This window comes from Flavobacterium sp. HNIBRBA15423 (assembly GCF_052655965.1).
This window is the reverse complement of sequence record NZ_CP199751.1, coordinates 2651874-2665506: the sequence shown is the minus strand read 5'-3', so window position 1 is coordinate 2665506 and position 13633 is coordinate 2651874. Positions and strand designations below refer to the sequence as shown.

At 29.0% G+C, this 13633-nt stretch carries 12 protein-coding genes; 7 read left to right on the top strand and 5 right to left on the bottom strand.

Annotated elements, in window-relative coordinates; genetic code table 11:
* Nucleotides 1-4: 4 nt before the first annotated feature.
* On the bottom strand, nucleotides 5-361 hold the full coding sequence (locus ACULEV_RS12025) for a BlaI/MecI/CopY family transcriptional regulator (protein ID WP_445455300.1): 357 nt from the start codon (nucleotides 359-361) through the stop codon (nucleotides 5-7).
* A gap of 197 nt (nucleotides 362-558) precedes the next feature.
* Here ACULEV_RS12025 and ACULEV_RS12020 point away from each other — a divergent pair, with 197 nt between their 5' ends.
* Nucleotides 559-1671: a T9SS type A sorting domain-containing protein gene (locus ACULEV_RS12020; RefSeq protein ID WP_445455299.1), complete on the top strand. Its 1113-nt coding sequence runs from the start codon at nucleotides 559-561 to the stop codon at nucleotides 1669-1671.
* 41 nt (nucleotides 1672-1712) lie between these two features.
* Here the strand turns inward: ACULEV_RS12020 and ACULEV_RS12015 are convergent, their stop codons facing one another.
* A complete protein-coding gene (locus ACULEV_RS12015; protein ID WP_445455298.1) occupies nucleotides 1713-2939 on the bottom strand; it encodes an MFS transporter in 1227 nt (408 codons plus the stop codon).
* Between the two features lie 36 nt (nucleotides 2940-2975).
* On the opposite strand from ACULEV_RS12015, the gene ACULEV_RS12010 reads away from it, so the two are divergent.
* Genes ACULEV_RS12010 through ACULEV_RS12000 form a run of 3 tightly spaced genes read left to right on the top strand, consistent with a single transcriptional unit; the run spans nucleotide 2976 to nucleotide 5025 of the window.
* The gene (locus ACULEV_RS12010; RefSeq protein WP_445455297.1) at nucleotides 2976-3617 is read left to right on the top strand and encodes a DUF1684 domain-containing protein; all 642 of its coding nucleotides are present in this window, start codon (nucleotides 2976-2978) and stop codon (nucleotides 3615-3617) included.
* The gene (locus ACULEV_RS12005) at nucleotides 3617-4270 is read left to right on the top strand and encodes a TatD family hydrolase (RefSeq protein ID WP_445455296.1); all 654 of its coding nucleotides are present in this window, start codon (nucleotides 3617-3619) and stop codon (nucleotides 4268-4270) included. The genes ACULEV_RS12010 and ACULEV_RS12005 overlap by 1 nt, the downstream gene beginning before the upstream one ends.
* Nucleotides 4271-4308: 38 nt before the next feature.
* Nucleotides 4309-5025 (top strand): tRNA threonylcarbamoyladenosine dehydratase, encoded by a 717-nt coding sequence (locus ACULEV_RS12000; RefSeq protein WP_445455295.1) that lies wholly within the window; start codon nucleotides 4309-4311, stop codon nucleotides 5023-5025.
* Nucleotides 5026-5128: 103 nt separating this feature from the next.
* On the opposite strand, the gene ACULEV_RS11995 is transcribed toward ACULEV_RS12000, so the two are convergent.
* Entirely contained in the window at nucleotides 5129-5452 is a 324-nt protein-coding gene (locus tag ACULEV_RS11995; protein ID WP_445455294.1) for a YbaB/EbfC family nucleoid-associated protein, read from the bottom strand.
* Nucleotides 5453-5517: 65 nt separating this feature from the next.
* Between ACULEV_RS11995 and ACULEV_RS11990 the strand changes: the two genes are divergently transcribed.
* Together ACULEV_RS11990 and ACULEV_RS11985 are read left to right on the top strand one after the other, a co-directional pair.
* Entirely contained in the window at nucleotides 5518-7650 is a 2133-nt protein-coding gene (locus ACULEV_RS11990; RefSeq protein WP_445455293.1) for a S9 family peptidase, read from the top strand.
* A gap of 79 nt (nucleotides 7651-7729) precedes the next feature.
* Nucleotides 7730-8770 (top strand): PLP-dependent cysteine synthase family protein, encoded by a 1041-nt coding sequence (locus ACULEV_RS11985; RefSeq protein ID WP_445455292.1) that lies wholly within the window; start codon nucleotides 7730-7732, stop codon nucleotides 8768-8770.
* A 349-nt stretch (nucleotides 8771-9119) separates the two neighbouring features.
* Here ACULEV_RS11985 and ccsA read toward each other — a convergent pair whose 3' ends face one another.
* The gene (ccsA, locus tag ACULEV_RS11980; RefSeq protein WP_445455291.1) at nucleotides 9120-12338 is read right to left on the bottom strand and encodes a cytochrome c biogenesis protein CcsA; all 3219 of its coding nucleotides are present in this window, start codon (nucleotides 12336-12338) and stop codon (nucleotides 9120-9122) included.
* A 97-nt stretch (nucleotides 12339-12435) separates the two neighbouring features.
* The gene (locus tag ACULEV_RS11975; RefSeq protein ID WP_445455290.1) at nucleotides 12436-13161 is read right to left on the bottom strand and encodes a biotin--[acetyl-CoA-carboxylase] ligase; all 726 of its coding nucleotides are present in this window, start codon (nucleotides 13159-13161) and stop codon (nucleotides 12436-12438) included.
* Between the two features lie 95 nt (nucleotides 13162-13256).
* Here ACULEV_RS11975 and rsfS point away from each other — a divergent pair, with 95 nt between their 5' ends.
* Entirely contained in the window at nucleotides 13257-13625 is a 369-nt protein-coding gene (gene rsfS / locus ACULEV_RS11970; RefSeq protein WP_140961044.1) for a ribosome silencing factor, read from the top strand.
* The last annotated feature ends 8 nt before the right edge of the window (nucleotides 13626-13633 follow it).

Genomic DNA, 13633 nt, shown 5'->3' with positions numbered 1-13633 from the left:
TTTATTATTTCTTTTCGATGATTGCTAATATTTCACGAAGCTCTTCTGCTGAAATCTTTTCTTCTTCCGCAAAAAAGGAGACCAAATTTTTATAGGAACTATTAAAATAAGTATCAATAGCCGTATTCATAAACTTTTTACGATAATTTTCTATGGTAATAATTGGGAAATATTGATGTGTTTTACCATAAGCAGTATAACCTACATATCCTTTTTCTTCTAAATTTCTTACAATAGTAGATAAGGTGTTATAATGTGGTTTGTCTTCGGTAATTTCTTCCATAATATCTTTTACGAATGCTTTTTTGAGCTTCCATAAAATTTGCATGATTTCTTCTTCCTTGTTGGTTAATTTTTGCATAATTATAAATTTGTTAGAACAAACCTATAACTATTTTTTTAGTTTTACAACTATTTTTATAGTTATTTAACTATTTATGTAGTTTTTAAAAATAAAAATGCTTTTAAGCGATTAAAAGTGTTTTCTATCAGTTAAAAATAATATATAGTTAATTAAATTGTAGATTTAGAATAAAATAATTTTAAATTCTAATTTTTATGAAAAAAAAATACCTTTTTTTAAGTTTACTAATTGTTACAATCTTTGGATATAGTCAATCAGAAGATTTTGATCCCAATGTTCTGTTAAATCAGAATACTAACCATAGTAATAATGTTAATTTCTCGACTTTAACAACAGAGTTTTTGTATGATATTGGTACCTCTATTGGAGCGCAAGGAAATGCAGGAGTAGTTTTTATTAATAATCAGTTTTGGGTATCTGCATGGGCTTCTAATAATATTCATGTTTTAAGTAATACTGGAGCCTTTATTGAAACATTTCAAGTGGCAGGTTTAACTGGAACTAGATCAATGACAACAGATGGTACAAATGTTTATTGTGGTACATCTAGTACATCTATTTATGTGGTCAATCCTGTTACAAGAACACTTACAAGTACAATTGCTATTACGACTACATCAAATGCAACTGCAAGATTTTGTGCTTATGACGCTTCATTAAATTCAGGAGCAGGTGGTTTTTGGATAGCTAATTTTAACACTGATATTGCATCTGTAAGTATGACAGGTAGTCAGTTATCGGTTATTCCTGCTGCTACACATACATTAACAGGAATGTATGGAGCTGCTGTTGATGGAAGTGGATTATTATATGTTTATCATCAGGCTGGAACTCCTAGTAATGATGTTATTTCAAGTATCAATTTAACTACAGGTTTACCCACTGGAGTTGTATATGATTTTTATACAAATGATGCTGTTCCAGCTGGATCAACAAGTTCATTGGCTGGTGGTTTATTTATTTCAACAGCTGTTGTTCCAGGAGAAACTATTCTTGTAGGAGTGTCACAAGCTACACCTAATAATCTGTTATATGGTTTAAATATAGATTTATTAAGTACACCTAGTATGTCGCTGTCACAGTATAGTTTATTTCCAAATCCTGCTAAAGAATCATTAACTATTAATTCTAAAAATGAAGAAATAAAAAGTATTACAATCTATAATTTACTGGGTCAAGAAATAATGGATAAAAATATAAATGCTTTTTCAGAAAATCTAGATATTTCTAATCTACAGAAAGGAAATTATATAGTTGCAATTAAATCTATTAATTCAATTGAAAATTTTAAGATAGTTAAGGAATAATCTCACTCAATATAGTACTAAGTTAAAGGAGAAAAAATGTATTAATTTTTTCTCCTTTTTTCTGAATTTAATAAATATAATGTAATATAACCTAAAAAAGCTCCTACTAGTCCAAGAGTTCCCATGAAGAACCAATTGAATTGATAACCATATAATTCAATATTTGTCATACCTGCTTTTGCAGAAAAAATATGTGCTAGACTATAACTCATGGTAAAAATAGCCATGTAACGCCCTTCATGTCCTTTAGGAGCACGACTCATAGCAAAGGAATTGGAAAAAGGAAAAGCAAGCATTTCTCCAAAGGTCATAAAAAACATCATAATCCATAGTACAATTTCCCATTGATTAATGAGTAATAAGTACATACATAATCCCATGATGAAAGTTCCAATACTTACAATTTTAACTTTATTGAACTTTTTTCTTTCTATAAAACTTACAATGGGCATTTCCATGAAGAAAATGAGTATTCCATTAAAAGTAAGTAACAAGCCAGTTCGTAATTCGGTTAAATCAAATTGTGCTCTATGATAGATGGGTAATGTAGTAAATAATTGAAAAAAGATAATTCCGTTAATTAAACAAGTTGTTAAAAATATCCAAAAGGGAATGTCTCTAAAAACGGAAGCGGTTAAAATTTCTCCAGGATTTTTTTTGTCTAGGTAAGAGGATTGTTGCTTTTCTTTTACTTTGTACCAGAAAATTAGAATAGCAATAACACAAGTTAGTCCGTCTACCCAAAATAATCCTTTGTAACCAATATTCATAATAATTAATCCACCAAGTGCTGGTCCAGCTGCAAATCCTAAATTAACGGCTAAGCGAACTAAAGTTAGTGCTCTGGTTCTGTTTTCAGGTTTAGCGTATGCAGCTAAGGAAACAAACATGGCAGGTCTAAACATATCAGCAATTGTCATTATTAGAAAAATCGCTACTAATAATCCTTCATAGGAAGTAATATGTTGTAAACCAAAAAACATTAGCCCGCTTGTTAAAAGACTGAAAATCATTACTTTGTAAAATCCTATTTTATCAGATAATTTCCCTCCTAACCAAGAGCCTAACATAGAACCACAACCAAAGCTAACCAAAATCCAACCTACTTGATTTAAACTAAAACCCAAATCTTCTTTTAAATATTTGGATAAAAAAGGTAAAACCATTGTTCCCGCTCTGTTAATAAAGGTAACGAACGTAAGAATCCAAATTTCTCGAGAAAACCCTCTAAAATTATTAATGTAGTTTGAAAAGACTCTTTTTAACATGATTTTGATTGATTTTCAAAGGTACAAAATAGGTTTATGAAAATTATATTACTTAAAATATATATTTTTGCAAAAAAAAGAATCATGTTTAAATATCTGTTTTTTATTTTTTGGATTGGTTTTTCTTTAGCTCAAAAAGAAGAATTACAAGCTGTCTATGATTTTCAAAAGCAAATGAATGCAGAATTTGCCGATTCATTAAAAAGTCCATTAACAGATGAAGATAGAGCACATTTTAAAGCCTTAGATTTTTATCCTATTAATGAAAAATTTATAGTAGAAGCAACTTTTGTTAAGGCTAAAAAAGAAAAACCTTTCAAAATGAAAACGTCAACTGACAGAACACCTATGTATCTAAAATATGGTGTACTTCATTTTGAAATTGAGGGAAATAAATTTGCTTTAAATGTGTACCAAAATATCGAATTATCTAGAAAACCAGGTTTTAAAGATTATCTATTTTTACCGTTTTCAGATTTAACTTGTGGAAAAGAAAGTTATATAGGAGGTCGTTATATAGATATGCGAATTCCAACATCTGATAAAGTGATTATTAATTTTAATAAAGCTTATAATCCTTATTGTGCCTATAATTATAAGTATTCTTGTCCGATAGTTCCATTGGAAAACGATTTGGCAATTGCAATTGAAGCTGGAGTTAAAAAGTTTCATGACTAATGCAATTCATCAATTTACATACACATTCTTATTCAAATAAAGCATCTGTTTTAGAGATCGTTAATCAATATCCTTGGGAATTTAATAATGAAATCTCACGCTATTCCATTGGAATTCATCCTTGGTATATTACTGAAAATCGCTTGGAGTCAGATTTGAAATGTATTGAAGAGAAATTGAAATTAGAAGAATGTTTGGCTTTAGGCGAATGTGGATTAGATAAACGAATTGAAATTCCATTAGAAACTCAAATAAAAGTTTTCAAGAAACAAATAACATTGGTACAAAAAGCAAATAAACCAGTTATTTTGCATTGTGTATCAGCTTATCAAGAAGTAATTGCGATTAAAAAAGAGATGAATATTCAAAATCCAATGGTAATTCATGGGTTTTCTAAAAACGCACAAGTAGCACAATCACTTCTGGATAATGGATTTTATTTGTCATTTGGTAAATATTTATTGCGAAATCCAGAATTAGCAGCAGTTTTTAAAAATGTTCCCAATGATAAGTTTTTCTTAGAAACAGATACAATTGAAGAAAGTATCGAAGAAGTATATGCAAAAGCATCAGCTATAAAAAATATTGAAATCAATGAAATGAAGCAAATCGTACAAATTAATTTCAATTCAATTTTTAAACAACAAATTTAAACTTTATAAAAGTAAAACTTTTAAAATACAAAAGAGAAATGGCAAAGTGGCAAGAAAGAGCAGTATTATTATTTAAAGAAGAAGGAATGAATAAGCTAACCAATGCAAATGTATTGGTCGTAGGATTAGGAGGCGTTGGTAGTTTTGCTGCCGAATTTTTAGCAAGAGCAGGAGTTGGAAACATGACGATTGTTGATGGTGATACAGTAGATATAACAAATGTAAATCGCCAATTACCAGCTTTACATTCTACTGTGGGTCAGCCCAAAGTGAAAGTAGTAGGCGATCGATTATTAGATATTAATCCAGCATTAAGATTAACACGAATTGAAGAGTTTTTATCACCCGAAAGAGCATTCGAATTAGTTACACCAGAATTTGACTATGTATTAGACTGTATTGATAGTGTTACTCCAAAATTAAATTTAATTCTTGCTGCAAAAAGAAAGAAAGTAAAAGTAATAAGTAATATGGGTGCTGGTGGAAAATATGAAGCTAGTAAAGTTACTGTCAGAGATATTAGCAAAACAGAATATTGTCCGTTAGCTAAAAATATGCGCAAGCGATTAAAAGCTGAAGGAATTAATAAAGGAGTAAAAGCAGTTTATTCCACAGAAAGGCCAGATATTACAAGTGTTAAATTAACAGATGGTAAAAATTATAAAAAATCTTTTTATGGAACTAATAGTTGGATGCCAGCCTTGTTTGGTTTACATGCAGCAGAAACAGTTGTGAAGTATTTAATAAAGAAATAAGAAAGGTTGTATGAAATAATTTAGTGGTAATTTGAACTTATTTCAGATTCTATATACAATATAATTTAGAATTTGAAATAAGTTCAAATTGATAAAAAAGTTTTTACTTAAACATGTCCATTCCTGGAATATTTGGCATGTTTTCTTTGGCAACAGCAGCTAGTTCAGTTTCATTAACATTTGTTGCTTTCTCAATTGCTTTGTTTAAAACAGTTACTAAGTAATTTTCAAGCATTTCTTTATCTTGCAATAAGTCATCGCTTATTATTATCGATTTAATTTTTCGATTAGCTGTTAAAGTAACTTCAAGTAAACCATCATTACTTTTTTCGTCAATTAAAACAGTATCTAAACGTTTTTTTGTTTCCTCTACTTTGGCTTGGGTTTCTTTAATTTTGCCCATCATTCCCATAATGTTTCCAAACATAATATTTAATTTTTTTATTAGTACAAAAATACTAAATTAGCTGTTAACTTTTAATGTATAACTTCATGAAAAAAATTTCATCTTTTGTAATGATTTCTATTATTTTTGCCACTTCATGTAAAGATAAAAAGGAAGAAATGAAAGCAGAGATTCAGCCACCTATAGCAAAGATAGTTCCAAATAGTTTAGAAAAACACGGTGATATTCGTATTGATAATTATTTTTGGTTAAACCAAAGAGAAGATAAAGAAGTTACTGATTATTTGAATAAAGAGAATGAATATTATGAGAAAATGACAGCTCATACAAAAGAACTTCAGGATGATTTATTCAAAGAAATGAAAGCGAGAATTAAAGAAGATGATACTTCTGTTCCTTATTTTTATAATGGGTATTACTATATAACTCGTTTTGAAAAAGGGAAAGATTATCCTATTTATGCTCGTAAAAAAGGAAGCTTAGATGCTAAAGAAGAAATAATGTTTGATTGTAATGAATTAGCAAAAGGACAAGCTTATTTTAACTTGAATGGTCTTAGTGTTAGTGAAGATAATAAATGGGTGACCTTTGGGGTGGATTTAGTTTCAAGAAGACAATATATTATTCAAATTAAGAATTTAGAGACTGGAGAAATTCTTCCAGAATTAATTGAAAATACCACAGGAGGAACTACTTGGGCGAGTGATAATAAAACTTTTTTTTATACAAAGAAAGATCCAAAAACCCTTCGTTCAGATATGATTTACAAACACGTTTTGAAAACAGATGTGAAACAAGATGAATTAGTATATCATGAAAAGGATGATACATTTTATTCTTTTGTTTACAAAGAAAAATCTAAAAAATATATTGTAATTGGTTCTACTAGTACATTAACTTCCGAATATCAATTTTTAGAAGCCGATAACCCGAATGGGAAGTTTAGAATATTTCAAAAAAGAACAAGAGGTTTAGAATATAGTATTTCTCATTTTGGAGACAGTTTTTATATTGTTACCAATAAGGATAACGCAACTAACTTCAAATTGATGAAAACAATTGAATCTTCAACAGCAAAGGAAAATTGGGTTGAAGTTATTCCACACAGAGAAGATGTTTTACTAGAAGGAGTTGATATTTTTAAAGATTATTTAGTAGTGGAAGAACGTTCTAATGGTTTAAATAGAATTCAAGTTAGACCTTGGAGTGGAGAAGGAGCTTATTATTTGCCTTTTGAAAGTGAAACTTACACAGCTTATACTACAACAAATCCAGATTTTGATACAAATATACTTAGATATGCATATCAATCAATGACAACACCTTCTTCAGTTATTGATTTCAATATGAAAACCAAAGAGAAAACAGTTTTAAAAGAGCAAGAAGTTTTAGGTGGAAAATTTGATAAGAATAATTACACTGAAGAAAGAATTTGGGCTACTGCTTCAGATGGAACAAAAGTACCCATTTCAATGGTATATAGAAAAGGAATGAAAAAAGATGGTTCAAATCCTTTCTTGTTATACGCTTATGGTTCTTATGGTGCTTCTATGGATCCTTATTTTTCTACAACTCGATTAAGTTTATTAGACAGAGGTTTTATTTATGCAATTGCTCATATTAGAGGAGGAGAAGATTTAGGAAGAAAATGGTATGAAGATGGAAAATTGTTGAAAAAGAAAAATACTTTTACTGATTTTATAGACTGTTCAAAATATGTAATTGCTAAAAAGTATACTTCTTCAAAACATTTATATGCTGAAGGAGGCTCTGCAGGAGGATTATTAATGGGAGCAATTGTAAACATGGCTCCAGAATTATATAATGGTGTTATTGCACAAGTTCCATTTGTTGATGTAGTAACAACTATGTTAGATGATACTATTCCTTTAACAACAGGAGAATATGACGAATGGGGAAATCCTAATGAAAAAGAATACTATGACTATATGAAATCATATTCACCTTATGATAATGTTGTAGCTCAAAATTACCCAAATATGTATGTTTCGACTGGTTTACATGATTCTCAAGTACAGTATTGGGAACCTGCAAAATGGGTTGCTAAATTAAGAGTGACAAAAACAGATAAAAATTTATTATTCTTGCATACTAATATGGATGCTGGGCACGGTGGAGCTTCAGGACGTTTTGAAGCACTTAAAGAAGTGGCTAAAGAATTTAGTTTTTTATTAGATTTAGAGAATATTAAGAAGTAGTTTAAAATTTTTTGTTAAATTTGCAGGGTTTTGGGGTTGTTAAAAAAATGATAATTTACCTCAATATAATTTAGTTTTTATGAGAGAAGAAATAAATGCCTACAACAATGTTTTAGAGTTAATTGGTAATACACCTCTAATTAAATTAAATAGAGTAACTGAAAATATAGAAGGTAATTTTTATGCTAAAGTAGAGGCTTTTAATCCAGGTCATTCCACTAAAGATAGAATTGCTTTGTATATTATTAATGAAGCAGAGCGAAGAGGTATTTTAAAACCAGGTGATACAATTATAGAAACAACTTCTGGTAACACAGGATTTAGTTTAGCTATGGTTAGTATAATTAAAGGATATGATTGTATTTTAGCGGTAAGTTCAAAATCATCTAAAGATAAAATAGACATGCTTCGTACTATGGGAGCAAAAGTTTATGTTTGTCCTGCAAATGTTTCTGCTGATGATAAAAGATCATACTATAGTGTAGCTAAACGATTACACGAAGAAACAAAAGGATCAATTTATATCAATCAATATTTTAATGATTTAAATATTGATGCACATTACAAAACTACTGGTCCTGAAATTTGGGAACAAACAAAAGGACAAATTACACATTTAGTGGCTTGTAGTGGAACTGGAGGTACTATTTCGGGAACAGCTCGTTTCCTTAAAGAAATGAATCCTAATATTAGAGTTCTAGGTGTTGATGCTTATGGTTCTGTATTGAAAAAATATCATGAAACAAAAGAATTTGATGGTGAAGAAATCTATCCTTACAGAATTGAAGGTTTAGGAAAAAATTTAATTCCTACAGCAACTGATTTTGATATGATTGATAAATTTATCAAAGTGACGGATGAAGAAAGTGCTCACACAGCAAGAGAAATCTCAAGAAAAGAAGGTTTGTTTGTAGGTTATACTTCGGGAGCAGCTATGCAAGCAATTAAGCAGTTTGCAGAAGAAGGTGAGTTTACTAAAGATAGTAAAGTAGTAGTAATTTTTCCTGATCACGGTTCAAGATACATGAGTAAAGTATATAGTGATGAATGGATGAGAGAGCAAGGATTTTTTGATAGTGTTAATATTGAAGAAGCTCAAAAAATTGAAATTATAAAATAATTAGATTCTAGAAAATCTATAGCTACAAAAAACTCCAAGATTTTCTTTCTTGGAGTTTTTTTATATTATAAATTCTGTTTATATATTCTGCTAAGACTTTATAATTCCTTCTTTCTTCATTATTTCTAGTGCTTTTTCAGTTTCACTTTGTCCATCATTTAATGAATCTGGAAGTATAATTAATCTCTTTTTTTACTTTTCGTTAGTATCTTCCAATAAAATTTCAAATCTTGAGCGAGTTAAACCTGATTTAGAACTATATTGTCTTTTTCCACATAGTTAAAAACCAGTTTCGGTTTTTAAATGTTTTAGTACTATCCATTTTTTGATAGTAGTGTGTAAAAAAGAGCTAGTTTTTTTTACTATGATGTTTATTATATTTTATTAATGCTAGAATGCCTATTGCAACTATACCAACGAATATATATAAATAATAAACAACATTTTGTTTTTCACCAGAAGCATAAGAATGTAGGCCACTCAAATGAAAATTAACACCAACATAAGTCATTACAATAGAAGCAAAGGCTAAAACACTACTAAAATTATAAAACCATTTTCCTCTTAAACCAGGAACTAGTCTTGAATGAATAACAAATGCATATACAAAAATACTAATTAATGCCCATGTCTCTTTTGGATCCCAACCCCAATATCTTCCCCAACTTTCATTGGCCCATTGACCTCCTAAAAAGTTTCCTATAGTTAACATAACAAGTCCAACAGTAATAGACATTTCATTGATGTAGCTTAATTCTTCAATAGCTAATTTCATTTTTTTAACATTTCTGCTATTCGTGAAAATCATTAAAAACAATGAAATTAAACCAAGAATCATACCTAGAGTAAATGGACCATAACTAGCAACAATTACAGCGACATGTATCATCAACCAATAGGAATTCAGAACGGGTTGCAAATTTCCTATTTCAGGATCCATCCAGCTCCAATGTGCAACCATTAAAAGCATAGAAGCAACAAATGCACCCGCAGCTATTGTAATTGCAGATTTTTTTAATCTTCTATTAGTAAATAATAAGTGCCAAATAGGGTATGGGAAACCTAAAAGTAATGTAAATAGCATTGTAGCCCAAGCTACATAAATCATACTTTCATAAGCATTACTCCAAGGTGCATGACCTGATACATACCAACGAGCAATTAATCCTAATGTATGAAGTATGAAAAAGAAAACTATTAGTACATGAAAGAAATTAACAGTATATCTTACCCATTTAGCCTTAGAAAATAGTTGATAAATAGCGAAACCTAACATAAATACTCCTGCTAACATGTATAAATAAAACAAACGCTTAAAAATATCATATTTGTTATACATGATTTCTGTATTAATCTTTTTATCAGATATCATTACAGATTTACCATATTTTTTTTGGTATTCTTTTAATCCAATTAATAGGGAATTTGCTAATTTATAGTCATTATTTTGACTAGCTTTTGAAACAGCATCTAAATAAAAAGGAATAATATTTTTTACTGTGTCCAATACAGTTTTGGTAGAATCACTAATTTCTAAATAGGATAGCCATTTGTTTCCTTTGTCATTTGGAATGGGGTAAACACGTAAAATTTTACCGCTTAATGCATCATATAGTAAGTTTACTTTCTTATCAACATCAATAAAATCTTTTTGAAAATTATTAGGAACAGCTTCTCTGTAAGCTTCATCTAAAAATGGAGCTAGTTTGTAATTCCCTTTAGTGTCAAAAAAGTCAACTAAGGAAGCGTATTTAGCATCGGATTTTATTCCAGCAATTTTTCTAATACTATCATTACCTCTTTTTAAGTAAATGATAGGAACGGTGTACCAATATTGAGGAAATTGAGTCATAGAAATAAAAGCCTGATCAGCATTCATTCCATTATAAGTTTCACTTTTAGATACTTTTCTTAACAATTCTGAAGAAAAAGTATTAATAGGTTTTGTTCTTCCACCTTGATCCTGGATAACCATTTTCCCAAATTCAGAGGAGTGTTCTTCAGATACTTTATATTTGGAAATAAATTCTATTGCTTTATCTGAATCTACTATCTGATTGTTATGATTATGTTCTTGAGAAAACCCTATGAAAGTGAAAAATAATAAAAATAATGAAAGAAGTGTATTCTTTTTCTCGTTGATTTTATTAATCTTCCTTTTCAAATCACCAAATCTAGTATTTTTGTCAAAAAGGATGGCCATTAATGCAAAATATAATAAGAAATAACCAATATAAGTTATCCATGTTCCCCATTGATCATGATTTACAGACAAATGCGTTCCTTTTTCATCTGGGTCAAATCCAGCTTGAAAAAAACGAAACCCTCTATAGTCTAAAATATTATTCATGTAAATGCTATCTTTAAAAGAATTGTTTTTTTCTGTATCTATTATTTCAATTTTACTTTTAAAAGCAGAATAACTTTTTTCTGTTCCAGGATATTTGTCTGCTATAAAATCATCTAATTTTACGTTAAAAGGTGTTTCATATACTTTACTACCAAAAAATAATGTAAAATCTAAATCACCAATTTTTATCATTTGTGGTGCACCTTGCATTCCTTTTGAGCCTACAAGTGTTACTTTTTCTTTTTTACCTTGACTTTCAATAGAGACAACTATGGCATCAGGAGTTTGTTTGTCTTGATAATCATTATTAGATTTATAAATCATTTTCCCTTTTATAGGCATTTCTGGAAAAACAAATTGATTGCCAGCTATATTATACAAAGAACGAAGTTGTAATGGTTGAACACTATCTTTAGTAACTTTGCCTTGCATTTGGTCAGCCATTCTCATGAAATTGCCTTCAAAAGGAGTCTGAATAGTCATTTTTCCTTCTAAATTAGAGATGTTTATTGCTCCTTTAGTAGGATTATTAAAGGAATATAATACATTATGAATGTTTTGTAAATCTCCTTCTTTTAAAAAATGTTCATGTCTAGAACCATCGCTAGACTCTACCATTTTTAAATATTGAATTCCGTTTTTGTCTGCTTCTATAGTTTCACTAGCATTCATGATGAAACTATCATATTCTATTTTATAAGGAATAGAGTTAAATTCACCTCTTATTGTAAAATCATTAGAAAAGAAAGGTTTTAAAAACCAAGCTATTTTTTCTGGTGCAAAATACCTGCTTTCTTCAAAAGAACGTCTTTTTATTTCTCCTTCATGTTTTCCATCCACAAAGCCATAAACGTATGTTTTGTCAGAAAAAATCTTGTTTTCAGTTTGTCCTTCTTGTATTAACATCATACCTTCATAGCTAATGTATCTAGTAATAAATGCACCAACTATTATAAAAATAAAGGATAAGTGAATCAAAAGAGTTGCCCATTTTTCTCTTTTATATAATTGATAACGTTTTATGTTTCCTATGAAGTTGATAACAAAAAACACCATTATTACTTCAAACCACCAAGCATTATAAACAATGATACGTGCAGTTTCTGTATTATAAGCGTCCTCTATAAAAGTTCCTACCGCCATTGAAGCTGCAAACAAAATGAATAAAACAGCCATTAAACGTGTAGAGAATAAAAAAGAAAATATTTTTTTGTCCATTTTTATTATAGTAATTTTAAACGTTTGCAAAAGTACTTAAAAACACAAACTTTATTGCTATGTTTAACAAGTCTTTGTCAAGTTTTAAGAAATGTTATTAATAAAGCATTTTAATTTCTTTTATATCGTATTCTTTAATAGTGTCATCTTCAAGTTGTAATTGCAATTTACCTGTAGTTGAAACACCTTGAATGATAGCCATAAATCTAGATTTGTCCTTATTTTCAAAAACAGTTGGAATGCCTTTTTTAAATAATAAGGAATGGTATTCTTTCCAAAGAAAATCGTTGCGATCTTTTTTTTTATAGTTTGATTCTAAGGCATTGATAATTGATTTTAATAGAGTTTCTTTATCAAATATTCTGTTTTTTAATTGTGCTAATGAGGAAGCTTTCGGTAGATTTTTAAATGTTTTTTGATTTACATTTAGTCCAATTCCTATAATAGATTGAATTTTCCCATCTGATTTAATGACGTTTTCAACTAATATTCCGCAAATTTTTTTATTTTCTGACAAAATGTCGTTTGGCCATTTAATGTATAAATCAGTTAAATCATAACTTTTAAGTACCTCAATTATGGTAATTGAAACAAGTATATTTATTGCATATAAGCAGTGAGCTGTTTTTTTTGAATGATTTATAAATACACTGAACGTTAGGTTTTTACCATTTTCTGAAGTCCATGTGGCTCCTCTTTGGCCTTTTCCTTTTAATTGATTTTCTGTTACAACAGTAGTAAAATTATCTAGGGTTTGAGTGGCTGACAATTTTTTTAAAAAATTGTTTGTTGAGTCTATGGCATTGAGTTTGATAATATTCATTATACAAAAAATGTAAAGTTTTAATTTTAATCTTATGTTAAGGTTCAAAAATAAAGACAAAAAATGGTAACTTTGCATAAACTTATAAAATTTAAATGGCAAAAAATAATAGTAACGACGATTTAGTAGTAAATATCATTAAAGGAATTGAAGATGTTAAAGGAGCAGATATAGATATCCTAGATCTTAGAGAAATTGATAACACAGTATGCGATTATTTCATTGTTTGTAATGGTAACTCTAATACCCAAGTAGTTGCAATCGCAAATTCCATTCAAAAAGTAGTGTCTAAAGAACTTAAAGAAAAACCTTGGCATATTGAAGGTTTAGAAAATGGTGAATGGGTATTAATGGATTTTGTAAATGTAGTTGTACATGTATTTCAAACACACATTCGCGAGTATTACAATATAGAGAGCCTTTGGGGTGATGCTAAAATAACTTCTATAGAAAGTAAATATTAAAAAAAATT